Annotated in this window: 21 protein-coding genes and 1 pseudogene; 12 read left to right on the top strand and 10 right to left on the bottom strand. The window is 35.4% G+C overall.

Features of this window, described 5'->3' with window-relative positions; genetic code table 11:
* Positions 1-8: 8 nt before the first annotated feature.
* Positions 9-662 (bottom strand): fructose-6-phosphate aldolase, encoded by a 654-nt coding sequence (fsa, locus tag SCA31_RS02160; RefSeq protein WP_410695175.1) that lies wholly within the window; start codon positions 660-662, stop codon positions 9-11.
* Positions 663-819: 157 nt separating this feature from the next.
* Between fsa and SCA31_RS02155 the strand changes: the two genes are divergently transcribed.
* On the top strand, positions 820-1,308 hold the full coding sequence (locus SCA31_RS02155; RefSeq protein ID WP_410695174.1) for a DUF1905 domain-containing protein: 489 nt from the start codon (positions 820-822) through the stop codon (positions 1,306-1,308).
* A 53-nt stretch (positions 1,309-1,361) separates the two neighbouring features.
* On the opposite strand, the gene SCA31_RS02150 is transcribed toward SCA31_RS02155, so the two are convergent.
* A complete protein-coding gene (locus tag SCA31_RS02150) occupies positions 1,362-1,922 on the bottom strand; it encodes a tetratricopeptide repeat protein (protein WP_410695173.1) in 561 nt (186 codons plus the stop codon).
* Positions 1,923-2,111: 189 nt separating this feature from the next.
* Between SCA31_RS02150 and pepE the strand changes: the two genes are divergently transcribed.
* The 4 genes from pepE to SCA31_RS02130 all read left to right on the top strand — a co-directional run bounded on the left by pepE (position 2,112) and on the right by SCA31_RS02130 (position 6,321).
* Positions 2,112-2,804 (top strand): dipeptidase PepE, encoded by a 693-nt coding sequence (gene pepE / locus SCA31_RS02145; RefSeq protein WP_410695171.1) that lies wholly within the window; start codon positions 2,112-2,114, stop codon positions 2,802-2,804.
* Complete coding sequence (locus tag SCA31_RS02140; RefSeq protein ID WP_410695170.1) at positions 2,804-3,664, top strand: hypothetical protein; 861 nt, start codon at positions 2,804-2,806, stop codon at positions 3,662-3,664. Before pepE ends, SCA31_RS02140 begins: the two co-directional genes overlap by 1 nt.
* Before the next feature lie 109 nt (positions 3,665-3,773).
* On the top strand, positions 3,774-5,147 hold the full coding sequence (gene dacB, locus SCA31_RS02135; protein ID WP_410695169.1) for a D-alanyl-D-alanine carboxypeptidase/D-alanyl-D-alanine-endopeptidase: 1,374 nt from the start codon (positions 3,774-3,776) through the stop codon (positions 5,145-5,147).
* Between the two features lie 7 nt (positions 5,148-5,154).
* The gene (locus SCA31_RS02130) at positions 5,155-6,321 is read left to right on the top strand and encodes a sensor histidine kinase (protein ID WP_410695168.1); all 1,167 of its coding nucleotides are present in this window, start codon (positions 5,155-5,157) and stop codon (positions 6,319-6,321) included.
* 86 nt (positions 6,322-6,407) lie between these two features.
* Here the strand turns inward: SCA31_RS02130 and SCA31_RS02125 are convergent, their stop codons facing one another.
* The 6 genes and pseudogenes from SCA31_RS02125 to SCA31_RS02100 form a co-directional block, all read right to left on the bottom strand.
* Positions 6,408-8,264 (bottom strand): peptidase M61, encoded by a 1,857-nt coding sequence (locus SCA31_RS02125; RefSeq protein WP_410695167.1) that lies wholly within the window; start codon positions 8,262-8,264, stop codon positions 6,408-6,410.
* 195 nt (positions 8,265-8,459) lie between these two features.
* Entirely contained in the window at positions 8,460-10,091 is a 1,632-nt protein-coding gene (locus SCA31_RS02120; protein ID WP_410695166.1) for a M1 family metallopeptidase, read from the bottom strand.
* Positions 10,092-10,368: 277 nt separating this feature from the next.
* Positions 10,369-11,196, bottom strand: a complete 828-nt coding sequence (gene tatC / locus SCA31_RS02115; protein ID WP_410695165.1) for a twin-arginine translocase subunit TatC — start codon at positions 11,194-11,196, stop codon at positions 10,369-10,371.
* Positions 11,197-11,417: 221 nt separating this feature from the next.
* Positions 11,418-12,105, bottom strand: a pseudogene (locus SCA31_RS02110) (type 1 glutamine amidotransferase domain-containing protein).
* A gap of 96 nt (positions 12,106-12,201) precedes the next feature.
* Complete coding sequence (locus tag SCA31_RS02105; protein ID WP_410695164.1) at positions 12,202-12,765, bottom strand: Crp/Fnr family transcriptional regulator; 564 nt, start codon at positions 12,763-12,765, stop codon at positions 12,202-12,204.
* A 10-nt stretch (positions 12,766-12,775) separates the two neighbouring features.
* Positions 12,776-13,735 carry an SIS domain-containing protein gene (locus SCA31_RS02100; protein WP_109617704.1) on the bottom strand — a complete coding sequence of 320 codons (960 nt, stop codon included), beginning with the start codon at positions 13,733-13,735 and terminating at the stop codon, positions 12,776-12,778.
* A gap of 158 nt (positions 13,736-13,893) precedes the next feature.
* On the opposite strand from SCA31_RS02100, the gene recQ reads away from it, so the two are divergent.
* The 6 genes from recQ (at position 13,894) to SCA31_RS02070 (ending at position 20,638) form a co-directional block, all read left to right on the top strand.
* Positions 13,894-16,098, top strand: a complete 2,205-nt coding sequence (recQ, locus tag SCA31_RS02095; RefSeq protein WP_410695163.1) for a DNA helicase RecQ — start codon at positions 13,894-13,896, stop codon at positions 16,096-16,098.
* Between the two features lie 193 nt (positions 16,099-16,291).
* Positions 16,292-17,371 carry a glycosyltransferase gene (locus SCA31_RS02090; protein WP_410695162.1) on the top strand — a complete coding sequence of 360 codons (1,080 nt, stop codon included), beginning with the start codon at positions 16,292-16,294 and terminating at the stop codon, positions 17,369-17,371.
* 68 nt (positions 17,372-17,439) lie between these two features.
* Complete coding sequence (locus SCA31_RS02085; RefSeq protein WP_410695161.1) at positions 17,440-17,787, top strand: hypothetical protein; 348 nt, start codon at positions 17,440-17,442, stop codon at positions 17,785-17,787.
* A gap of 61 nt (positions 17,788-17,848) precedes the next feature.
* On the top strand, positions 17,849-18,175 hold the full coding sequence (locus tag SCA31_RS02080) for a hypothetical protein (protein WP_410695160.1): 327 nt from the start codon (positions 17,849-17,851) through the stop codon (positions 18,173-18,175).
* A gap of 121 nt (positions 18,176-18,296) precedes the next feature.
* Positions 18,297-19,700: a dihydrolipoyl dehydrogenase gene (gene lpdA / locus SCA31_RS02075; RefSeq protein WP_410695159.1), complete on the top strand. Its 1,404-nt coding sequence runs from the start codon at positions 18,297-18,299 to the stop codon at positions 19,698-19,700.
* Positions 19,701-19,798: 98 nt separating this feature from the next.
* Positions 19,799-20,638: a DUF4476 domain-containing protein gene (locus SCA31_RS02070; RefSeq protein WP_410695157.1), complete on the top strand. Its 840-nt coding sequence runs from the start codon at positions 19,799-19,801 to the stop codon at positions 20,636-20,638.
* A gap of 112 nt (positions 20,639-20,750) precedes the next feature.
* Here SCA31_RS02070 and SCA31_RS02065 read toward each other — a convergent pair whose 3' ends face one another.
* A complete protein-coding gene (locus SCA31_RS02065) occupies positions 20,751-21,197 on the bottom strand; it encodes a hypothetical protein (RefSeq protein ID WP_410695156.1) in 447 nt (148 codons plus the stop codon).
* Positions 21,198-21,325: 128 nt separating this feature from the next.
* On the opposite strand from SCA31_RS02065, the gene SCA31_RS02060 reads away from it, so the two are divergent.
* Positions 21,326-22,150 carry a S1 RNA-binding domain-containing protein gene (locus tag SCA31_RS02060; RefSeq protein ID WP_410695155.1) on the top strand — a complete coding sequence of 275 codons (825 nt, stop codon included), beginning with the start codon at positions 21,326-21,328 and terminating at the stop codon, positions 22,148-22,150.
* 33 nt (positions 22,151-22,183) lie between these two features.
* Here the strand turns inward: SCA31_RS02060 and SCA31_RS02055 are convergent, their stop codons facing one another.
* The gene (locus SCA31_RS02055; RefSeq protein WP_410695154.1) at positions 22,184-26,095 is read right to left on the bottom strand and encodes a T9SS type B sorting domain-containing protein; all 3,912 of its coding nucleotides are present in this window, start codon (positions 26,093-26,095) and stop codon (positions 22,184-22,186) included.
* Positions 26,096-26,257 lie beyond the last annotated feature (162 nt).

Genomic DNA, 26,257 nt, shown 5'->3' with positions numbered 1-26,257 from the left:
GTAAAGTCTTATGATAATTTTTGAGAATCTGCAATAAACTGAGCCAGTCCGCTATCCGTTAATGGGTGTTTCAATAAGCTCAAGATTGGAGGCAGTGGAGAAGTAATAACATCAGCTCCAATTTTAGCACAGTCAATGATGTGCATAGAGTGACGAATAGAAGCAGCAAGAATTTCAGTTTCAAACATATAGTTATCGAAAATTAATCTGATCTCCTGAATAAGGTTTAATCCGTCAGTAGAAATATCATCCAATCTTCCTAGGAATGGAGAAACATAAGTTGCTCCTGCTTTAGCTGCTAAAAGAGCCTGTCCTGCAGAAAAAATTAGCGTACAGTTAGTTCTGATTTTTTTATCAGAAAAATATTTTAAAGCCTTGATACCATCTTTAGTCATAGGAATCTTTACAACAATATAGGGGTGGATTGCAGCCAATTCGTCTCCCTCCTTGATCATTTCTTCATACGTTGTAGAAAGTACTTCAGCAGAAATATCTCCATCTACAAGCTCACAGATCGTCTTATAATGGTTTTTGATTGCTTCAGCTCCCTGAATACCTTCCTTAGCCATTAATGAAGGGTTGGTTGTTACCCCATCTAAGATTCCAAGATCTTTAGCTTCCTTGATTTGCTCTAAATTAGCTGTGTCAATAAAAAATTTCATTTTGTTAAATAGATTTATTTATGCAAAGATAAGCGATTTAATTGAGTTCTTACATATGAATTTTGTGGGTAAGAGGTTCGGGTTTGGGGATAAGAATGTTTTAGAGTGATTACTTTTTGCATTGTACTCTTTCCAAAATCATTTAAATTTGTTACTCATGAAAAGCAACAGTTTTACAGCTACCTTAGAAATTATAGGGATCAATCCCTTTGTTTTTATTCCTGAAGAAGTTCTGGAAAAAATTTTTGAGGATTCAGAACGAAATAAAAGTCCGATTCCTGTAAAAGGGACCATAAATGGAAAGGGATTTCAGCAAAACCTGATGAAATATTTAGGAGAATGGAGACTGTATATTAATCTTACCATGCTGAAAAACTCCCCTAAGAGAATTGGAGAAACCATTGAAGTAGTTTTGGAGCATGATGATTCTGACAGAAGTATTGCCATTCATCCTCAATTGGAAGAGGCAATAAAAAGCAGTGTTCTGGCGACTTCTAATTTTGAAAAACTCATTCCATCAAGGCGTCATGAGATGATCCGTTATATCAACAATCTGAAAACAGAAGCCAGCATTCAACGGAATATAGAGAAGATCATCCGGCATCTGCATGGTGAGATAGACTTTTTTGGAAAAAAAATTGAATAATACGTCCCTTGAAACCATAAAAAAATCCGGAAAGTTTTTCCCGGATTTTATATTTATGAATTTAATGCTTTACTAAGTTTTACAGCATCCTGATTGGTTGGATCATATTGTATAGACTTAGCAATATGTTCTTTTGCTTTATTAGGATCTGTTTGTTGCTCTGCAAAGGCAATATAGAAATAGGCATAAGCCAGGTTTTTCTTATTTTGTTCTACCTCTTCAGGTTTTACAGTGGCAATATACTTTTCATAAGCAATTTTTGCATTGGCATCATCCTTAGCAGATTGATAAGCATAGGCTTGGCTATAATATGATGGTGCCCAATCCGGTAATAAAGCGGATATTTTTTTCCATGTTTCTACTGCATTGGTCCAGTCTGAAGCATCCTGATAAGCTGCTGCCAGTTTTGCTAATGATTCTGTATCCTTTGGATTGGCTTCGATTTGTTTTTTAAGACCATCAATGGTCGGATTACCTGTTTGAGTGGTTGCAGCTGCATTAGCTGTAGTGTTGGCACTGTCTGTTTGGGTAGTTTGTGCATTTACAAAAGTTGCACTTCCTACAAGTATTAAACCTAAAAATAGATTTTTAATATTTACGCTCGTCATTTTCATAATCTAATATTTTAAAATTCTGAAATCTAAAATTCAATAATAATTCCACAAAATCTAAAATTTTAGAAGCTTTAGGATTTTTTAGAAAATATTAACGAATAAAATGTTTTTTTTAGTTTAATTTTTGATTCGTTGATGTTTGCTATCTTTGTTGTTCAACATTATTTCTATAATCAATATAACCCTTCTATGAATATCATATTAGCTTCAACATCCACACTTTTTGGTGGAGAATATCTAGAATACTTAAGAGAGGAACTTATTACATTATATGCCGGAATTGATGAAATTGTCTTTATCCCTTTTGCAAGACCAGGAGGTATTTCTCATGATGATTACACCGCAAAGGCACGTTCTTTCTTTGAATCAATCAATATTAAAGTAAAAGGACTTCATGAATTTGAAGATAAAGCAGAAGCCATACATCAGGCAAAAGGATATTTTACTGGTGGTGGAAATACTTTTCTGTTGGTTAAAACATTACACGAAGAAGGCTTAATGTCTGTTCTAAAAGAAAATGTCAGCAACGGAAAAGCATATCTTGGATGCAGTGCAGGAAGTAATATCGGAGGGCAAAACATGAAAACAACGAATGATATGCCGATTGTTTATCCGCCAAGCTTTGACTGTATGGGATTGGTTCCTTTCAACCTCAATCCACATTATCTTGATCCCAATCCGGATTTGAAACATAACGGAGAAACAAGGGAAACCCGTATCATGGAATTCCTTACTCAGAATGATATCAAGGTTGTAGGGCTTAGAGAAGGGAACTGGATTAGAAGAGCCGGAGATACCATTACTGTTGAAGGGAGTGAACTGACTAGAATTTTTGAAAAGAACAAGGAACCTTATGAATTAGAGGCCGGAAGCTCATTGTAATGAGACAGGAAGAGATAGACCACTTTATAGAGCGTAATCTGAAGAATTTTTCTGTCAATAGTACCGGATGGAGGAATATGATCAGACACATGTTGTTTGAATTTGCCATTGGAGGCTGGAATATTGAAAATGATGTTTTCGGAAAAGAAAAATTCGGAGAACTGTGTTGCAATATTTATTCTGAGCATGAAGAACTCAATATAACGCTTAAAAATATTACCGACAAATACTCGAGATTATCTACAAAAACCTGTGAGATCTGTGGAAGCGAGGGTAAAATGAGAACAATAGATTCTTGGCAAACCACCTTATGCCTAAGTCATTTTCTGGAACAGCAACCTGTGATTGAAATTGACGAAGATCTTAATGTCAAATCAAAAGGTAAAAAGATATTGAACCTTAAAGACGTTACGAGCGTGGAGATTGAATATGATCTCCAAGGTATATGGTTTACAGGGCCTGAATTGGATCAAGAAGAGCAGGCTTATTTTTCCTGGCAGCAACCCAATTATTATTTGCTTTTGAAGACTGTTCCTTCACATCTGTTTGCTGAAGAGATACAATACGATGTCTCTGAATTGTTTAATAACCTGCAGGATTGTGAAATATGTGGCTATAAAGCCATTCATCAAAGAGAATGTCTGCGTTGTCATCATGAACCCTGGAATGATTCTGCATCTTCTATTGAAGATTATGGAGAAAAATCAAGCTATATCAAAGATTGTCAGATAGAGCTTTTTATAGATGAAGATGATTATGAAAAATACTTCAAGTATGACCGTTCATTTGAGAAAGTTCCTGATCATCAGATTCTTTTCAGTCACAACGATCTCAATGAATATGAGAAGCTTTTATTTTAACTATATTTGATTAGAATTTAAATTAAATAAAAATACTCCGGGCACTGCATTTATATATGTTGTAAAGGCTTGGAGGCATTAGTAAAGTTTACAACCAAACTACAATGTAATGAAAAAAACACTTGCAGTTCTTACCCTTTCTGTACAGATTTTTTCGGCTCAAAATATAGCCCAGAAATTAGATAAGGTAACCAAGGATCTTATGGATTCTTCGGGAACGGTTTCCTCTAGTTTATCGTTTTATGTATCAGATGAAAACGGGAATTTTATATATGAATATCAAGGAAATAAAGGACTTTCAACAGCTTCTACCCAGAAAATCTTTACAGCAGGCGCTGCATTGGAAACATTAGGGAAGAACTACACCTATACCACAACGTCAAGCTATTCCGGAAATATCTCCGGAGGTACTTTGAATGGGAATCTTTTCATCAGTTCCAATGGAGACCCTACGCTGGGAAGCTGGAGGTATGATGCTTATAAACCTGAAAACTTTAAAAAGAAACTCATTGAAGCTGTTAAAAAATCAGGAATCACAAAAATATCCGGTGACCTGATCATTGATGATTCCTATTTTGATCATCAGACAATTCCCGGAGGATGGCCTTGGGATGACCTTGGAAATTACTATGGAGCAGGCGTTTGGGGAATCAACTGGAGAGAAAATCAATTTGATATCAATATTAACGGATCAGATTTTAAAAGCTTTTCTTATCCATTGGAAGGAGTGAAATGGCTCAATGATTTAAAGGCTGGTGGTAGTTCCGATCAAAGCCTCATCTTTACAGCACCTCATTCCAATGTTGCTTTAATCAACGGAATGCTTCCGGGCGGAAAAACAGTAACGGTTTCCGGATCTACACCCAATCCTCCTTTACAACTGGCTTCAGAGGTAAAGCTATGGTTAAAAGAATCGGGAATAGAATTTTCAGGAAAGGCAGTGACCAATTCGGAACTTGAAATAGAAGGAAAACAGGCTTTGGAAGCTCCTAAAAATAATGTTATTTTGACGTACCAATCTCCAACCCTCGATAAAATTGTTTACTGGTTTTTGAGAAAAAGTGTCAATCTTTATGGGGAAACCCTAATTAAAACGCTGGGAAAAGAGAAAAAAGGAAACCCAAGTTTCAAAAGCGGGGTAGCTTATCTGAGAGAATTCTGGAAATCAAAGGGAATCAATCCAAATATGATCAATTTTGCTGACGGAAGCGGACTTTCCCCCCAGAATTATGTTGCTGCCAAAGCAGAAGTTCAGGCCCTTTTATACGCTAAAAAACAATCGTGGTTTGAATCCTATTATGATGGATTTCCTGTTCAGGATAATGGAATGAAAATGAAAAGCGGAACCATGAGAGACACCAAATCTTTTGCAGGCTACCATACTGCCAAAGATGGAAAAAAATATGTGTTTTCAATTATTATCAATAATTATCAGGGAAGTGGAAGTGCAGAGTTGCAGAAAATTCTTAATGTTTTAAAATAAAATAGCCTTGAGGAAATCTATACTTGCCAGAATGAATAACTGGATTATTTTTGTTGTGATGACTACCTTGGTGATTGCCATCGTGGTGGCTTCTACATCGCTTATTAATTTTCTTAGGAAAGAGGAAATAAAAAGGATTAGTCTTCTTTCCAAGGCGATAAGAATCCAACAGGAAGTAAAGACTCCAGATACCGATGTTCTTGATCTTCTTCCTGAAATCCTGAACATTAATAATACCATTCCGTTCATTGTAACAGATAAATACAAAAAACCTATTCTTGACCTGGGGTATTACAGAAATATTCCGGAAAGCACTATAAAGAACCCTGAGAAACTGCATGATTTGATGGCAAGTATGGAGAAAAACTATACTCCAATCGAAATCAAGGTTCCGGATGGGAATAATCAGTTTGTGTATTATGATAACTCACGTCTACTGAATAATCTGCGCTATTCACCTTATATTTTAGGATTATTTATTCTGTTGTATTTTGGATTTACTTTCTGGTTTTTCAGAACGATCAAAAAAACAGATGAAGGATATCTTTGGGCAGGTTTGGCGAAAGAGACAGCCCATCAGATTGGAACACCTTTGTCCTCAATGATCGGATGGATGGAGATTATGAAGCTGGATACTCCGGATTCTGAGGGAGTTCATGAAATTGAAAAAGATATTGAAAGACTAAGAACCATCTCCGAACGTTTTTCAAAGATCGGTTCAGTTCCGGAATTGAATGACATGAATTTTAATGAAACCATTCAGGAAAATTACGATTATTTAAAGACCAGAATCTCCCGAAAAGTCAATTTTACCCTTCATCTTCCTACTTATACCGTTCAGGTTCCTCACAATAAAATTCTGATGAGCTGGGTAATCGAAAACCTTGTAAAAAATGCAGTGGATGCCATGAAAGGGGAGGGTGCCATTACCATGTCAGTTTTTGAGAGAAATAAAAATATTCTGATCGAAGTAAAGGATAACGGAAGCGGTATGACCAAGCAACAAGCGAGAAATGCCTTTAAACCGGGATACTCTACCAAGAAAAGAGGTTGGGGACTTGGCTTGTCATTAGCCCGAAGAGTGATTCATGAATATCATAACGGAGATATTAAGATTTCTCAGACAGAAGTAGGAAAGGGAACTACCTTTAGAATAACGATTAGAAAAGCGTAAATTAATAATTTTATACCTGGAAATACAGAAATCTATTTTCAGAGTAAGCATAATAAAAGCGGGGAAAACATCCCCGCTTTTTGTTTTTATTTTTTACCAGTCAGCCACTGGCTTTGTAATTTCAGCTCTGCCGGTGTCGCGTTGGCTTTAAACCCAAGTACCTCCATGGACATTTTATCTAAAATAGCTTTTCCTTTAAGGTCCATTTTTTCTTTCTTACCTCCATTATCTCTCAAAATGGTTACGGTAACATTTTGACCGTCTTTAATGGTTTTGGTGTAACCGATAAAATCCTGAATTTTTTGAATGTCTATTGTTTTTCCGTCCATAGCAAGGATCTGATCGGTAATTTTAAATCCTATGCTTTTAGCGAAAGGAGACAGTGCAGAATTCTCATCAAAGGCTAGAGCTTTCGTTTTATCATCATAACCTGTCTGATTTGGATCTCTGATAAACCAGAAAATAGGAGATGTTTCCTGCTTATGTACTTCTACACCTACTGAGTTTAGATATTCGGCATAAGGAGTTGGCTGGCTTCCTGCAATATATTTATTATAGAAATCCTTTACCTGCGGATATCCGGTTACCGTTACCAGTTCATCAATCAGTTTATCATCCTTGAACGGCTTATTTTCCCCGAATCTTTGAGATAATTTTCTGATCATATCACGGTAACCCATTTCTCCATTAGATAATTTTCTCAGTTCAATATCCAGACACATGGCTAGTAATGCTCCTTTCTCATATACATTTCTGTATTGGTCTTTATAAGCATCCTGTAATACATTTTTGCTCATTACCGTAAAGGGCATGGTATCATCATAATTCTTGGAGTTAGCAATTTTTTCTCCAATTCTTTGAAGAAATTCATCCTTGGTGATTAAGCCTTCCTGAATCTGGAATAGATTGGCAAAATATTCTGTTCCTCCTTCGTACATCCATAAGTGCTGAGACATTTTAGGATCTGCATAATCGAAGTAGTGAATCTCCTCAGAATGGGTCTTCAAAGGATTAACGGTGTGGAAGAACTCATGGGAAACCACATCAGTGATTGTTTGGTCAATAGCATCCTTTGGCATAGCCTCTGGAAGTACTACACTGGTAGATTCATGATGTTCTAAAGCTCCGAAGCCCTTAATTTTTGGTCCGTCACCACCGGAAAGATACAACATGATTGCATACTTTTTATTGGTGTTCATATCCCCAAGGAATTTCTTTTGGGCAACAACCATTTTTTCAAGATTGGCCTTGAAGTCTGCTGCCTTATATTTTCCTGTCGGCGAATAAACGCCCAGTACAAGTTCCATTCCGCCTGCATTAAAGGTGATGAAATCAGGTTTGGTATACATCAGCGGAGAATCAGTTACCTTGGCGTAGTTGGCCAGTATATAGGTGTCTGTAGAGTCAGACTTATCCTGATCTACCAAAGCTGTTGTTCCATAGAAATCAGTTGGTTTTTGTATGATCAATTGATAAGGTACATCCTGCATATTATCAATATACCCAACAAAGCCATGGGTGTTTACCATATAGACCTTTCCTTGTTCAATGTCAGTTCCTGAAGGAGAAAATACGGCTTTATGCTTTGATGCATCCATTTCTTCATCAAAACTATCATTTACAAGATAAGAGATCTTGCTCAGGTTCTGAGCGTTTTTTAATGAATAGGTATTGTCATTTACCTTTGTATAAGTAAGTTCTTTGCCTTTGTTATCATAAAACTTGATTCCCTCTACAAATCTTCCATAATCATCTACAGAATAAGTACCCGGAACCGTTTTTGGGAAATGAAATTTAATATCCCCGGATTTCATTTTCGGAAATTCCATGGTAACGGCTACTTTATCATCTTTTACATTAACGAGGTCAATAGTGGTTTTTATTGATTGTGCATTGGCTAAAAAAGCGGCAAAAAGGCCTAAGCTAAGTGCTGTTTTTCTCATTAGGTTTAAATTTTATAGTTAACTAGTTGTTTTTTTCTGCAATTTGTTACGCAATGGAGTATTAAACTTTTCTTAAAATTTCATGGGATAAGAAAGTAAAACTGTAAAAAGAGTGAATGCGCAGAACTGAGGTATAGAATTAAAAAAAGGCAAAATCTGCAGTGTTATTTTGCGATTTTGCCCTTTGTGTTTTATTTATTGAACACTCTTATAATTAATATAATAATTCTTACTCAATTCAACCGGAGTACTTTTTTTAAGCGTTACAGTCTGCCATTCCTCGGTGGGGTTTATGGTTTGATCTCCATTGATGATGATAGGGAGCTTCAGGTTTTTTACCACATCCGTATATCTGAATTTAAAAGAATCTCCATTTTGAGCATATTCAAGAGTAGGAATCTTTATGGTTCTTAAATACTGATTGAATACGCTTGAAAAATCAATTCCTGATTTTGATGAAATATAATCTTCAACTTGCTTCGTAGTAACCGTCTGATGATAAAAGTCTTTGCTCAATCCTCTTAAAATCTGTCTGAATTTTTCATCATTATTAATCACCTGTCTAATGGTATGCAGCATATAAGCTCCTTTAGGGTACATATCACCACTGCCTTCATTTCTGACACCATATTGCCCAATGATAGGAACATCATTCTGAATCTTATTTCTAAGACCGACCATGTAGATATCAGCAGACTTTTTATCGATGTAGTTTTCTGTAAAAAGAACCTCGGAATACATTGTAAAACTCTCATGAATCCACATATCTGCCTGATCTTTTGCTGTGATATTATTGGCAAACCATTCATGACCGCTTTCATGGACAATGATGTAATCCCATTGTAGCCCGACTCCCGTTCCGGAAAGGTCTTTTCCACGGTATCCATTCTGATAATCGTTCCCATAGGCAACATTACTCTGATGTTCCATCCCTAAATAGGGCGAATCTACCAGTTTATAAGAATCTTCATAGAAAGGGTAGGGACCAAACCAATGTTCAAATGCAGAAAGCATCGGCTTTACCTGTTGAAACTGTTTCTTTGCCTTTTCCAGGTTATAATCAAGAACCCAGTAATCCAGATCCAGTTTTCCTTTTTCACCATCAAAGGTATCCTTAAAGTTTACGTATTTACCAATATTAGGAATGATAGAGTAATCATTGATAGGATTTTTCACTTCCCATGTATAAGTAGTCTTACCACCGTTGGTTTTTTTGTCGATCAGTCTTCCGTTTCCAACTCCTACAAGGTCATTTGGTGTAATAATCTTCATAATGATGCCGTTATCTGGCTCATCACTCCATATATCCTTAGTTGGCAACCAAATGGAAGATCCAATTCCTTGAACAGCGGGACTCATCCACGGATTTCCATTTTGATCTTTAGTAAAAACCCATCCTCCGTCCCATGGTGCATTTTTAGCAATTAATGGATTTCCGGAATAGGTAACATCGATGGTGTATTTCTCACCTTTTTTAAACTTTTTATTGGTGGTAATAAAAATAAAGTCTCCATCCTGCTTATAGCTGGCGATTGGGAGGTTTCCAACAACCTTGTCTGCTTTCATCGGTTGTTGAAGATCAATTTGAAAGACAGGATTGGTGACGTTTTTTATAATTTCAAAGCTTATTTTATTAGTTCCCTTAATGCTTTTTTGTTCAAAGTCAGGCTCTACAGAAAAGTCATATTTTTTGACATCCCAGAAATCTCTGAACGCAGTATTGGATCCCTTTAATGTATCCTGTTTGGTATAAACCTTACCCTTTTCAAAGAACTGCCCAAAAGCAATTCCGGAAACAAATAAAAGGGTGTATGACAGCTTTTTCATATAAAATTAAATTAATAATCTTTTCAAAAGTATAAAATAAAATTAACAGCTAAATAAAGATGAAGTGAAAATGATGAGTAATTTATCTACAAAACAATTGTGAGCTTTTTAAATTAATATGAAATTTCAGCAGTATATCAATGATCAAATATAGAATTTTTGCCCTTTAAAGAAAATAGAGACATAAAACTTTTGTGTCTTTAATCGTTTTAAAAAATTTTAAAAGCCCAACTATTGCCGGGCTTTTGATATAGATGGTGAAATTTTTATTTCTTAATTACTTCTGTACAGTAGGAAGATTTCCGTTGCTCTTTTGTAGCTTTTTATATGTAAAGGTACACATAATGATACTGAATTCATATAAAATAAGTAATGGAAATGCAGCCATCAACATACTCAAAACGTCTGCAGGAGTAATAATTGCTGCAACCACCATGATTAATACAATAGCATGACGACGGTAAGTCTTCATAAATGTTGGAGTCAAAATTCCAATAGTGGTAAGGAAATAGATCAAAATAGGGAAAAGAAAGATTACGCCCATTCCTAATACCACCTGCAAAAATAAAGTAGTATAATCACTCAGGTCATAAAGCGGAACAATAATATCTGAAATCTTAAAAATCACCCCAAAATTGACAGCAAAAGGTAGGATTAAAAAGTAGCCACATAAAACTCCTGTCATGAAAAGCATCCATACTGCATTAATAATATAAATGGAATTCTTTCTTTCCCTTGGATGTAAAGCCGGACCAATGAAACGCCACAATTCCCAAACAATATAAGGGAAAGCCGCTACCAGTCCTCCAAAAATGGAAACCGACATCATTACATTAAACTGCTGATACAGTCTCTGTACACGCACAGGGAAATCCTTTGGAAGATGAATACTGTCTTCTCCTAAGATCATTCTTGAAAAATGATTAACAACTTTGAATGTAGGAAAATCATTTCTGGTAGGCCCGAAAAAAACGTGGTCCATAATCCAATTGATATTGAAACCAACCGCAAAGGCTGCAATGATGATAGCAATAATCGAACGGACTAAATGTCCTCTTAATTCTCCAATGTGCCCAAGAAAGGACATGTCTTTGTTATTGTCCATATAGTAGAATCTATCAAAATGCTAACCCTGTGAGGCAAGCAGTTTAAGTCTGCGAAATTATGAAATAATAATCAGTATTTAGAATTTATTGCCAATGATTTTGTTCAAGTTTATGTTACAGACAGTTGACGTATTCTTGAAGATACTTTCGGATATAATAATTTGCAGTCCAAAATAATTATTTTGGACTGCAAGCTGTTTTTTATCTCTAGTTTTGGGGTTTATTTTTCCAGAATTTCCAATACTTTATCTGCTACGGCACCTCCGGATTGAGGATTTTGCCCTGTAACAAGTTTTCCATCAGAAACAGCAAAAGGAATAAAATCCTGATCCGCTTTTACATAATGTGCCCCCTTTACTTTTCAAGACATCTTCTGTTAGGTAAGGCATGTGATCTGCTAGCTCTGCGGCAATTTCTTCTGAGTTTGAAAACCCTGTAACTGTTTTTCCATTAATCAGGTGTTCTCCATTAGAAAGCTTGATATTAAACAGTCCTACAGCTCCGTGGCATACCGACGATACAATGCCCCCATCTTCATAAATACTGCGGGCAATTTCCTGTAATTCATTATTGTCAGGGAAATCCCATACAACACCATGGCCTCCTGCGTAATAAATAACGTTATAATCTTTAGGATTGATCTCTTCTGGTTTTAAGGTATTGGCCAGTTTTTCTCTGAAAATATCATCAGCGTAGTATTTCCAGTCTACAGGTTGTACAAACATTTGTAGGGAAATAGGATCTAGTGGAGTATAGCCGCCTTTTGGACTTACAAAATCAATTTCATAGCCATTCTCATTTAACTTTTCATAAAAATGAACCGCTTCACCCAGCCAAAGGCCTGTTGCTCTTTCCATATTAGGGTATTTTTCCACACTTGTTACTACAATTAATGCTTTCTTTTTCATTGGTATTTATATTAAAATTATAATACAAAGATTGGATTTTTAAACTTATCATGATAAGGACATACCTCAAAAAAAAGATGTGACCCAGGTCACATCTTAAGAGTATAATCGGCTTAATGTCTCTCTGGAGACTCCCAGATAGCTTGCAATAAGCTGTTTGGGAATATGATCTATAAAACCTGGATATTGTTGTATAAAATCTTCATAACGTTCTTTTGCAGACTTACTCATTAATGAAAGAATTCTCTGCTGTAGAGCTACATACCCGAAATTGGATTTTATCCTGAAAAAACGTTCCATGGTTGGTACCTTTGAACAAAGGGTATTTAAGTCTATATAAGATATTGCATACACTTCAGAATCTTCAATGCATTCCACAGCCAGTGATGAAGTTTCCTGATTAAAAAAGCCTGCAAAATCTGAAATCCACCAATTGGTTGCAGCGAACTGAAGAATATGTTCCTTTCCTGCATTATCTATACTACTGCTCTTAAGAATGCCTTTTTCTATCAGGAAAATCTCATGTACAGGCTGATGTTCCTGTACCAGAAATTGTCTTTTCCGGAACCTCTTTTTTGTAAAAAAACCTTGTAGAATCATAAATTCATCATCTGTAAGGTTAATGATTTCCCGGATATGTGCTTGTAGAAAATGGCTCATATCGTCAGCATTAATTTATTCCTTCATCCAGTAGCTTATGCAGATCTATAATCCCGAAATACTTTCCGTTTTCAGTAACTACAAGCTGCCCAATATTATTTTCTTTTAAAGTTTTCATGGCTTCTTTGGCTCTGGCATCCTTTTCAATGGTTCTTGGATGAGCAGACATGATGTCCTTGGCAAAGACCTTACTGATATCTTCTCCTTTCATCAACATCCTTCTCAAGTCACCATCTGTAATAACTCCTACAATCTGATCACCATTGGTAACCACAGTAATTCCGTGGCTTGAAGCACTGATGGAAATAATTACATCTCTTATAGTAGCATCTTCAGAAACCTGAGGCTTTTGTGAAGACAGGAATTGTTCAACCTTAGAAGTCAGGTTTTTTCCTAAACTTCCTCCGGGATGAAACTTAGCAAAATCATTTGCTTTGAACTCATTCAGTTCCATTAAAGCTACAGCAAGCGCATCACCTAATGCCATTTGAATAGTTGTAGAACTTGTTGGTGCCAGTTTATTAGGGCAAGCTTCAACATCCACATGGGTATCAAGGATAATTTCAGAGAATTCTGCCAATTTACTTTTTTTATTACCAGTCATTCCTATCAGTGCAGAAGAATAATCTTTCAAATAAGGAACAAGATTAGCAATTTCAGGAGAATTTCCGGAATTGGAGATGCATAGTACTACATCCTGCTTTTGAATTACTCCCAGGTCACCATGGATAGCCTCAGAAGCGTGCAGGAATTGTGATGGAGTTCCCGTAGAGTTCAGTGTAGCAACGATTTTATTACCTACATGAGCCGATTTTCCAATACCTACTACAATCAATTTCCCTTTTGCTGAATGAATAATTTCTACTGCCTGGGCAAATTGGTCGTCAATTCTGTTTTTTAATTTTTCAAGTTCTGAAATTTCAATTTCTAAAGTACTTTTAGCAATTGATATTATGTTGGTTCTATCCATTTTATAACAATAAGGTATACAAAAAAGTTTTCTAAAAATGTTATATTTTAAAAACAAAATTTAATATAAATTTTATTTTTTATAAATTCGTTCGCTTTTATTTTAAGCAGAATTTTTATAACTTTGGGTTAGATGCAAATTTAGCAATTGAAAATTAGATGAGCGCAAAAAAAGCCAATTTATCGGGCGAATTGAGAAAGTATTTTGGGTTTTCTACATTTAAGGGGCAACAGGAACAAATCATAGAAAACCTATTGAACGGGAAGGATATATTTGTTTTGATGCCTACAGGTGGAGGTAAATCATTATGTTATCAGCTTCCGGCACTTATTTCGGAAGGTACGGCAATAGTTGTTTCACCTTTAATCGCGTTAATGAAAAATCAGGTAGATGCCGTAAACGGGCTTTCATCTGAGAATGGGGTAGCGCATGTATTAAATTCATCATTAAACAAGACACAGACAAAACAGGTTTTTGACGATATAAAAAGCGGAAAAACGAAACTTTTGTATGTAGCTCCTGAATCATTGATTAAAGATGATTATCTGGACTTTTTGAAAGAAGTTAAGATTTCTTTCTTTGCTATTGATGAGGCACACTGTATTTCAGAGTGGGGACATGATTTCAGACCTGAATACAGGAACTTGAAACAGATTATTGATAAGATTGCCAATGTACCGGTGATCGCCTTAACGGCAACAGCAACGCCAAAGGTTCAGGATGATATCCAAAAGACATTGGGTATGACGAATGCTTTGGTTTTTAAGGAGAGTTTTAACCGTCCTAATCTTTATTATGAGGTATGTCCCAAAATAAATATAGATAGGGAAATTGTTAAATTTATCAATCAGCATAAGGGAAAATCAGGAATCGTATATTGCCTGAGCAGAAGAAAAGTGGAAGAATTTGCCCAACTTCTGCAGGTAAATGGGATCAATGCACTTCCTTACCATGCTGGTCTTGATCAAAAAGTAAGGGTTGCCAATCAGGATAAATTCCTGATGGAGGAAGTAGATGTTATCGTTGCAACCATTGCATTTGGAATGGGAATTGACAAACCGGATGTTCGTTTTGTGATTCACTATGATTTCCCGAAATCTCTGGAAAGTTATTATCAGGAAACGGGAAGAGCAGGAAGAGATGGTGGCGAGGGTCATTGTCTAGCATTTTACGATCCTAAGGACATTGAAAAACTGGAGAAATTCCTGGCACAAAAACCTGTTTCTGAAAGAGAAATCGGATTGCAGCTTTTGAATGAAGTAGTAGGCTATGCCGAAACTTCAATGAGCAGAAGACAATATATCTTATATTATTTTGGTGAAATATTTGATCCTGTAAATGGAGATGGAGCGAAGATGTGTGATAATTCATTCAATCCTCCGAAATTAAAGGATGCTACTACAGATCTAAAAAAGGTTCTTGAACTGATTAATGATACCGGAGAAAAATTTAAGTCAAAAGATTTGATTTCCGTTATCGTTGGAAAGGAAACAGCTGTTACAAAATCTTATAAACTGGAGCAGAATCCTCACTTTAGCTTTGGGAAAGATGAAAAGGAGAACTACTGGAAAACAATCCTTAGACAGGCTACTGTTCAAAATTATCTTCAAAAAGATATTGAAACATATGGTGTTCTAAAGATTGCAGAAAAAGGACGAGAGGTTTTAAGTGGTAAATCCAAGGATACCTTTTTAATTACAGAAGATAGGGAGTTTGACCTTACACAAGCCAAGGCAGACAGTGATCAGGTACAGCAGCAGGCTGCCGGTGGTTTAGATCAAAATCTATTCAATCTACTAAAAGAATTAAGAAAAAAAGTAGCAAAAAAGTACGGTATTCCACCTTATACGGTATTTATGGATCCGAGTTTGGAGGATATGACGGTTCAATATCCTATTACTGTAGATGAAATTACTAAGATTTATGGTGTAGGAGAAGGGAAAGCAAAAAAATATGGTAAGGAATTCGCTGACTATATCAAAACCTATGTTGAAGATAATAGTATAGAGCGTACGCAGGATATGGTTTTGAAGCAGGTTGCCAATAAATCCAGCCACAAGGTTTTCATTATCCAGAGTACCGATAAGAAAATTGACCTTGAAGATATCGCAAGAGCCAAGAATCTTTCTATGGACGAATTGTTGAAAGAGATGGAACGGATTGTCTATCAAGGAACAAAACTGAATATTGATTATTATATCGAAGATAACTTTGATGAAGATATTGTTGACGGCTTTATGGAATTCATGAACGAGTCAGAGAGTGATAGTATGAAAGTGCTGCTTGATGAATTCGGAGATGAATTGTCTGATGAGGAAGTGAGAATGCTGAGAATAAAGTTTATCAGTGACGTTGCTAATTAATGATTTTGGTATAATTAAAGAAATAAATTAAGCTCTTCGACCGAAGAGCTTAATTTATTTTGTCCATGTTGTGTTTTTAATAGTGAATATAAAATCAACTCCTATTTTAAAGCTTAGTTAATTTCTGTTAATAAGTATTGATACAGCCTAGCTTCCCTTTAAACATAACCAAACTTTTTAGTAACTTTAACTGATGAAAAGAATATCTGTCATATTTATTCTGCCGGACTTAGAAACCGGAGGCGCAGAAAGAATTGTTACCACCATTGCAAATCATCTCTCCAGGGATCGTTTTGAACCCAAGATTTTGCTTTTACGGAAACAAGGCGGATATCTTAATTTTCTGAAAAAAGACGTTGAGATCATAGACATTAATACAGAACGAATCAGACATTCATTAAAACCTATTTTGGGTGAAATCTATAGAAGAAGACCGGATATTGTATTTTCTGGTTTTGGTGAGGTGAATGCCTATTTATCATTATTTATTAAGCTTTTTCCGAGAACAAAGTTCATTGCCAGAGAAACGAATGTTGTTACGCAGCATGTCACCAGAAAGGAAATTAAGTTTTTCTATAATTTTTATAATAACTATCAGAGAATCATTGCTCAAAGTGATGATATGATGAAAGATCTGGTTGATAATTTTAAGATTAAAAAGAAAAAGATTGTCAAGATTAATAACCCAGTAGATTTTGATTTTATTGATGAAAAACTGGCGATTTCTTCTAAACCCGAATGTTTCAAATACAACTATAAAAACGTAGTGGCTATTGGGAACTTATCTTCCAGAAAAGGTTTCGACAACCTGTTGAAAGTTTTTTCAAGGCTTAAAAGTGAAAATATCCAGCTTCACATCTTAGGAGATGGAAAAGACAAGGACGTATTGCTCCAGATGAAAGAATTTCTGGGACTTAAAAATGTTATTTTTCACGGCCGTCAGGAGAATCCTTACCAATATTTAAAATATGCAGACCTATTCATCCTTTCTTCAAGATATGAGGGTTTTCCTAATGTACTTTTGGAAGCAGGAGCCTGTGGAACCTATTCTTTAGCTAATAACTGCCCAGGAGGAATCAACGAGATTATTCAGCATAATGTGAATGGTGAAGTTGGTAATATTGAAAATTATGAGGATTTTGCACAGAAAATTATATCTGCAATGCAGCAAAACTATAATCGTGATGCTATAAAGAATTCCATTAAATCCAGATTTTCAAAGAGTATTATCATGGGTAAATATGAAAAGGTACTGTTGGATTTGATGAAATAGTATCGTCCTGTCATTTGCCTTATGGGGTTTTATTTTCTTAGATTTGGGATCTGATAAAATAAATGTCAATGAATAAAATTCCTCAAATAGGATGCGCTTGTGAAAAACCAGGCTCCAATTATACTGAATACAGAAGCTCAGAATTAGGTATAGATCGTACTAACGGAAGATATGGAGAAGTAACCATTCAGCAGTGTAAGTTGTGCCAAAGAATATGGATTCATTATTTTGTGGAATATGAAAGCTTTTCCAAATCCGGAAGATGGTACAAAGGAATTGTTTCGAAAAAAGACCGTCCTCAAATAACTCCTGAAAATGCAGTTGAATATATTGAAAGCCTTGACTGGTATGTGTATGGTGGTTCTTTTTTTGAAAGCACAGGTACATTTGGTCAAGGAAAAATGAATGTGGATTAATGAGTTCTCTAAAATAAATAAAATAAAAAACTACTTTCCCAATTAATCACATTTTTTAACCATGAATGAAGATTTAAAAAGAGAAATATTCAACAAGTATAAAAAATTTCTGGCCGAAAATTACAGTGAAAAATATATTTATCGATTAATAATTCAGGAAAGCTACAATCAGGAAGATGTAGATGAGGTAATGAAAGGCATCCATGCTGATAAACAGGAGATATTAAAGGAAAAAAATAAATACCGTACTATTGTCAGCATCTTATTATATATAGGCGGGTTTATTGTTATTATTGCTGGATTAATATTGATGGTTTCAGGAGGAATTAAAATTGGAATGGCTTTGATATTTTTTGCAGTAATTATCTGGATAAATGCCAATCGGTAAAAGCTCCTTTTTTAAGGCTAAAATTCAATAAATTTGATAAATCTCACTTTCTCACGTGGTAATTTATACGTAAATTTGTAAGAATTAAGTTAGATAATAATAAACAAATTCATAAAATAACATGAGTCAATTCGATGTTACCGTAATAGGTTCTGGTCCTGGGGGTTATGTAGCTGCGATCCGTGCAGCACAGTTAGGTTTCAAAACAGCAATTATTGAAAAATATTCAACTTTAGGCGGAACTTGTCTTAACGTTGGATGTATTCCGTCAAAAGCACTTCTTGACAGCTCTGAGCATTTCGAGAATGCAAAACACAATTTTGCAAGCCACGGAATTATTATCAATGAGCCGAAAGCAGATATTGCAAGAATCATTGAACGTAAGAACGAAGTTGTAGATCAAACAACCAAGGGGATCAACTTTTTGATGGACAAAAACAAAATTACCGTTTTTGAAGGATTGGGAAGTTTTGAATCTACTACTCAGATTAAAATCACTAAAAACGACGGTTCTTCTGAAACGATCGAATCTAAATATACCATTATTGCAACAGGTTCTAAGCCGTCTTCACTTCCTTTTATCTCTCTTGATAAAGAAAGAGTGATCACTTCTACAGAAGCTTTAAACCTTAAAGAAATTCCTAAGCACCTGGTAGTAATTGGTGGTGGAGTTATTGGTCTTGAATTAGGTTCTGTATACTTAAGACTAGGCGCTCAGGTAACAGTTGTTGAATTCATGGATAAAATTATCCCTGGAATGGATGGAGCTTTAAGCAAGGAATTAACTAAGGTTCTTAAAAAGCAAGGGATGAAGTTTATGCTTTCTACTGCGGTTTCTGCAGTTGAGAGAAACGGAGATACAGTAAAAATTACGGCTAAAGATAAAAAAGGAGAAGAGGTAGTTGTAGAAGGAGATTATTGTTTAGTGTCTGTAGGTAGAAAACCTTATACAGATGGTCTTGGTCTTGAAAAGGCTGGTGTAGAGCTTGACGAAAGAGGAAGAGTAAAAACAAATGATCACCTACAGACTAATGTTGCAAATATTTACGCAATTGGTGACGTTATCAAAGGAGCCATGCTTGCTCACAAAGCAGAGGAAGAAGGAGTTCTTGTTGCTGAAATATTAGCAGGTCAAAAACCTCACATCAACTATAACCTTATTCCAGGTGTTGTATATACTTGGCCGGAAGTTGCAGGAGTAGGTAAAACTGAAGAGCAGTTGAAAGAAGAGGGAGTAGCTTACAAAGTAGGTTCTTTCCCAATGAGAGCATTAGGAAGAAGCCGTGCAAGTGGTGATACTGATGGTCTTGTGAAGATTATCGCAGACGAAAAAACTGATGAGATCTTAGGTATGCATATCATTGGAGCAAGAGCTGCTGACCTTATTGCTGAAGGAGTAATTGCTATGGAATTCCGTGCAAGTGCTGAAGATATTGCAAGAAGTTCTCACGCTCACCCAACCTATGCAGAAGCTATTAAAGAAGCTGCATTGGATGCTACTGCAAAAAGATCAATTCATATGTAATACTTGATTAAGAAATTAATCATTTCAATATAAAAGGGGAAATCAACTGATTTCCCCTTTTTTGGCATAAAAATGGAGATTGATTTTGAAAATTAGGAATGAAGAAAATTTTTATAAGTTCAATGCTTTTGATAGGTATCAGTTCATTTGCCCAGGAAGCAGGAAAAGCAGGAGAACTGCTAAGAAATGAAGCTTCTACCACAGAAATGCAGGCTCCAAACGGTATGAATGCAAGAAATAAAACATTTGAACGCAATTCAGACTGCCCCAATAATAAGATAAAAAGCCCCAATTATCAATGGAATAAAAACTATGGATATGCAGAGGTTTTTCTGCGAATTCCTGAACAAGGTTTTTTTACGGTTGAGGTGGGAGATCAGATGATAGCAAATGGCTCAGGAAAATATCGCTTCTTTGATCTACAATCCGGGAGAGTGCCTGTCTCTATTTATGAAAATGGGGTTTTAATATATAAAACTATTTTAATGCTTCGCAATAATGGCAGAATGGTGCTGGACTTTTTTACAAATGAAGGATTATATCTTTTAGATTCATATCCTGTTCAGGGACAATACGGATTTAATAATTGGAATGATGTCTGGAATAATCCCTACGGTAGTAACTCCGGAAATTGGAATAATGCGGGAAATGTCATGGATAATGCTACTTTCCGTCAGTTTTTTGATATGTTGAAGAGAAATGAAAGTTTTGACGATGGTAAAGTTGCAATGATTAATCAACAGATGCGTAATACCATGTTTACCGCTGTACAGATAAGAGACTTGGTGAAATCGCTTAGTTTTGATAAGAATAAACTGGCTTTAGCGAAATCTATGTATCGTAATTGTGCTGATAAGAACAAGTATTTTGTAGTCTACGATGCATTTGATTTTGAAAACAGCAAAAGAGAACTCATGGATTACATTTCCAGGTTATAGTACACACAGAGAGACATTCTTTAGCTCTTAGTATATGTTAATGATATAAAAATTTGCAAAATCAGACAGATCCGCGAGAGAAAATTTAGTTGATACAATTATCCGGATAAATTTACATGATCTTCATTTTGTCATAAAACTTCGAGTGATTGGGAGCAATATTGAACTGGACTCCAAAGGTAACCCCCTTAAAGTATTTCTCTTTGTGTATGGGAAAAGCGTATCCGGTATTGAGAAATAACATGTTGAACAATGAGATTCCAATTCTAGGCTCCAAGGAGTATGGGTTTACCGAAACGCCGTATAGTTGTCCATTATTAGTGTAATAGGCATGGGCTTCTGGAAGAAATTTATCGGTTTGATTGATGCGTGTATAAAGGATGGATGGACCAAGAATGACAGATTGATAACGAGAATCACCCAGTCTGAATTCAAGTCCGGCTTGCAAAACATTTCTTCCAGTGTATCTATAAGCTACATTGATGGCTGTTTTTTCCAGTAGTTGTGCGTTTGCAGTGGTCATTGAAATAAGAAATAGTATAGCGAAATATTTTTTCATGTTTTTTCGGTATTTTTATTCAAATGTAGAGGTTTTAAAGGCTTTTGGAAAGATAAAATAATTCTTAAAAGTATTCACTAGGTTAAAATCTTCAAATTTCCGTACCTTTGTCAGCTAATTTATCATCAATGCAACTCGGAAAAACTCAGAATTTAGAAATTTTAGATAAAAATAATTCAGGATGGATCTTAACGGACGAATCCGGTGAAAAGGCTTTTCTTCCTAAAATCTTCATTCGTGAAGATCAGGAAATAGGAGAGTATGTTGAGGTTTTTGTTTATCAGGACGATGATAAATTAAAGGCTACCACTGAGATTCCATTGGCAGAAGTAGGTGAATTTGCAGTAATGAGCTGTGTGCAGAGTCTTCCTAGTGGAGCGTTTATGGACTGGGGAATTATTAAGGATCTTTTTATTCCTTACAAACAACAGAAAACTAAGATCATTGAGGGAAAAAGATACTTGGTCTATATTTATGTAGACGAAGATATGCAACTAATCACAGGAACTACAAAATTCAAAAGAAATCCACAATATCAGGATCTTCCATTCAAAAAAGGAGATAAAGTAGATCTTATCATGATGAATGAAAGTGAACTGGGCTGGAATGTGGTAATCAATAAACAATACATAGGTTTAATATATACTTCGGATGTTTTCAAAAAACTATATCCTTTGTCGGAGGAGAAAGGTTATATCAAGGTTATTCGTGAAGATGGTAAAATTGATGTTTCCCTACAATCTGATGGTTTTGAAAACATTGATGAATTCAAACAAAAGATTTTGGATAAACTGGAAGAAAATTATGGACTTCTATATGTTTCGGATAAATCTTCCCCTGAAGAGATCAAGGATAAACTTCAGATGAGTAAAAAGAATTTTAAAAAAGCAATCGGAGGACTCTATAAAGATAAGATCATCGATATTACGGAAGACAAAATCAAATTATTATAAAACAAAAAGAGCAGATAATTCTGCTCTTTTTATTTAATCTCTATTCTTAATCAATAGCCATCCGTTATAATTTCTTCCATCAGAAACCTGTATCGTGTACCAATAGCTTCCGGTAGGAATGGGTTGTAGGTCATATTTTCCGTTCCACTGAAAAGGAGCTTTCTTTATTACTTCCTTAAAAATAAGCATTCCCTTTCTGTCGTATAGGAGAACTTCAGTTCCGGGATAATTTTCTAATCCTGCTATTCTCCAGGTATCATTGATTCCGTCACCGTTAGGCGTGATTACATTTGGAATATTGAAAATGGAGAATTTTTTCTGCCCAATAGTACAACCTGCTTTTGTTCTTACATACACGATGTATTCTCCCATACTTAGATTAGTAAAGATATTGGAATCCTGCCAGGTGGAATTATCCAAAGAGTATTCAAAGCTGCCCGTTTCGGAAAGAATAACGGTAGCAGTAGTGTTTGTAATATTTATTGATACAATATAAGGTAAAACAGTATGAGTAACTTGGGTGGAAGCTGTATTCTCACATCCGAAATTGTTGGTTACCTTTACAGAATAAGTTCCTGGAGTAGATACTGTAATGGTTTGAGTGGTGGCTCCTGTGCTCCATAAATAAGATTTAAATCCTGGCCCAGGATCCAGAATTGCAGACTTACCTGCACAAAAATCCAACTTTGCAGGAAGAGTAACAATAGGTTTAGGATTTAAAGTTAAGCTTAATCTCACTACTTTAAAACATCCGGCTGCAGTGGATACTTTCACACGAATAACTGTTGTTCCAATATTTAAAACATAAGTTGAAGGGCTGGCAATAGGATTTCCAGCTGTATCTGTATAAGTGAAAATATAGTTGCCGGGATTATTAATGATACTTCCTTCATAAGAATGAAGGTTTACAGTCATTGTATTTCCTGTATTATTGTTACATAGTGTCTCTGAATAGTCTTTAGCAGGAACATTATCCTGAGTAAGCGTTACAGAAATAGCTAGCTTTTCAGATTCACAGTTGTTTAATGTTTGGGTTACGTAGTAAGTTTGCCCATGTACAAGAGGTGTTGTAATGGGTAATATATTTCCGGCTGCATTATAGAATATCAATGATGCTCCCGTTACTATCAACTTATCTAGTGCTGGATTTGCTGATTCACAGAACTCTTGATTAACATTAGCTGTGGGTTTAGGAGTGGTGTTTACGGTTACCTGAATGGCTCCTTTGCTACTTTCACAACCATTAATAGTTTGAGTTACATAATAAGTTTGCCCATTTACAAGAGGTGTTGTTATTGGCAAAATACCACCTGCAGCATCATACCACTTTATATTTTGGCCTGTGATCTGAATGTCTGAAATTTTCGGATTGTTTTTCGCACAAAAGATTAGTGATGTACTTGCACTCATAGGAATTGCAATAGGGCTAACAATTACATTTTGGCTTTGTGTTCTTATATTTCCATGGCCATCATTATAAGTCCAATGAATAACATAGTTTCCTGGAATGGAGTATGATAGTGGGTCTGTTGTAGTTGCAGTAAGTATCCCAGCGCAGTTGTCTGTAGCAGTAGGGAAGTTGGTGACTATTGTATTGCAGTCCCCTGTAATATCGGGTAGGTTAATAATATCTGGAACCGGTAGTACACTATCACCAATAGTAACATCCATTGTGAAAACGCCATCACAGGATGATCCTGTAACCTGGCAAAAATAGGTGCCTGCATTTATAGGAGTAGCGTTAGGAATGGTCGGGTTTTGTAGGGTAGAAGTAAATCCATTAGGACCAGTCCATTTGTAAGTTGTTCCTCCATTGGCATTAAGTTGAATGGTAGAATTAGGACAGACTGGAGAATTGGACGTTAATGTTGTTGTAGATTTACAATCTTTAAACTTAGCAATAAAAATGTCATTAGAAGGATGCCCTCCCTGCTGTTGAAAAGTTCCGGGAGTGGCAATTCCTGTCGTATTGTTGCTAGACATTCCTGTTAAATAAATGAACCCATCACTGTCTTTTGTAATGCGACCCAATTGAGTACCTCCATTACCTCCATAAAATGTACCCCATTCTTTATTATTATTGAGGTCATATTTTATCATTGAGGTCTTCATATATGGGCCGGTGGATGTCATATAACCATCAGAAGTAGCTATATCGGTTTGGCCTACATTGGATAGTGCACTGAAAAATACATTACTTTCAGAATCAATATACGCTGTAAGCTGAGTAGTATAATGAAAAGGTAGAGTAACTTTGGTGATAGCATTGGTAGCCAGATCTACCCTCCAAATTCCTGCTGGGCCATAGATTGGCCCATTTAGATTAGGAAACTCACCTGCAAGTATTAAAATATTATTTACGATTCTTGCCTCCCATACAAATTCCTGAATAGAATATCCATAATAGCTAGATCTTAATAATGTTCCTGTTTTTGAGAACTTTAAGTATAATCCATCTGATACCCCTCCAAAAGTTGGTTGAAAGGGATTAACCATTGGGATTAATGGTGATTGGGTCGCTCCAATAATTTCTAAGTCCCCTGAAGAAGAGAATATGTTAAAAATAGCAGTTGAGTGATCTGAAGCTCCAAAAAATGAAGACCATATCATATTGCCGGTTAATGCATCTAGTGCAGTCAGATAAGCATCAGCATAACCATTGGGACTTAGTTTTGTTGGCTGCGATGCATTTAAAACTGGGAAATTAGGACTCATTGTTTGTCCGCCTAGAAATACCTGTCCACTGTTGTAAGAGACAGTATATAGTTCATCAGGTGAGTTGCCTATAAAATTTTTTTCGTAGATTAAACCTCCATTATTGTTAAACTTAACTAATGTAGCATCTGTGTTACTTCCTAATCTATACGTTTTGCCTCCTGCATAAATATTGAAATTTCCATCAAAATCAACATCCTCAAACGAATCATTTAGCGGTGTTCCATAATAAGTACCCCATAGCTTTTGTCCATCTTTGGTTATTTTTGTTAAAAAAGAATCAAAGGTTCCTATTATAATTTGTTGGTAAGTCCCAGAAGTTGCCAAGTTGGTTGTGCTATTGGTAGAGCCAAACAAATAAGCATTATTTTGACTATCCGTTTCTATTCTTCCGTATTCTTCGCCATACCCTCCGGCATAGCTTCCCCAAACTCTTGTAGGAACAGGATCAATAACAAGGGTGTTTTTATAAGTGTCATTCTGAGAGTTGAACCCAAAAGTCTGGTTTCCCAGATCATTAAAAGAAATGTTTATATTTTCCTTTTTATCAGCGATGATCCAGCTATTAGGAATATTTTCATGAATTTCCCCAAAGCGAACATTCATAGTAAGTTTGTCATTTTTAATGGATGTAGGTGCTCCATTAAATTTCATTTTTATATCCGAGACCTTTCCTCCTGGATTGATAATGAAATTGTATTCAATTGGTTTTATAGTATCGTTAGGCTTGAAGAATATAAGGTCAATGTTTGGATAGATATCCTTATATCGAATCTTTTGGAAACGATGGACATTTGTTACACTTTTAGAGTTATTAGGAAGATTGAAATAGTTGTCATAATCAGGAGACTTTCCCTCTGTAGTAATAATTGGATTTCTATTAGAATTTACAAACTCAATATCAATTCTATGAATCAGTTTTTCATAGATGAATTCATCAATATTATAATGTCTGGGATTGGGAATAAGTTTGTCAGATTTTTTTGAAAAATTAGGATTTGCTGTTTTTTTTGTTTCATAAATATCATAAGAAAACCCATTAGTATGTAATTGTACATTTAATCCCTTAGAATGAAATAGATATTTTACATTCTTGTTTTCTTTTCCATCCTGGTCAAGGATCTGGCCCTTGTTTTCATAAAAATAATAAGAATGATTTGCTGATATTTTTTTTTGAGAAAATATAAATATCCCACTCAAAAATGAGAGGAGAAATAAAATTTTTGGCATCGGTTATTAATTTTTACAGTAAAGATATGAAAATACCCTTTTGGTTAAGTATTAAATAATAAATCACTGAATTTTATTTTTTTTTTTGAAACCTGACGAATGTCATGACAATTTTGTTTAATTTTTTTGTTTAACAATTTTGTCAAAAATAAATTTTGATAT

It is taken from the genome of Chryseobacterium sp. SIMBA_028 (assembly GCF_046535285.1).
GTDB lineage: Bacteria > Bacteroidota > Bacteroidia > Flavobacteriales > Weeksellaceae > Chryseobacterium.
This window is presented reverse-complemented; position numbering and strand designations above follow the sequence as displayed.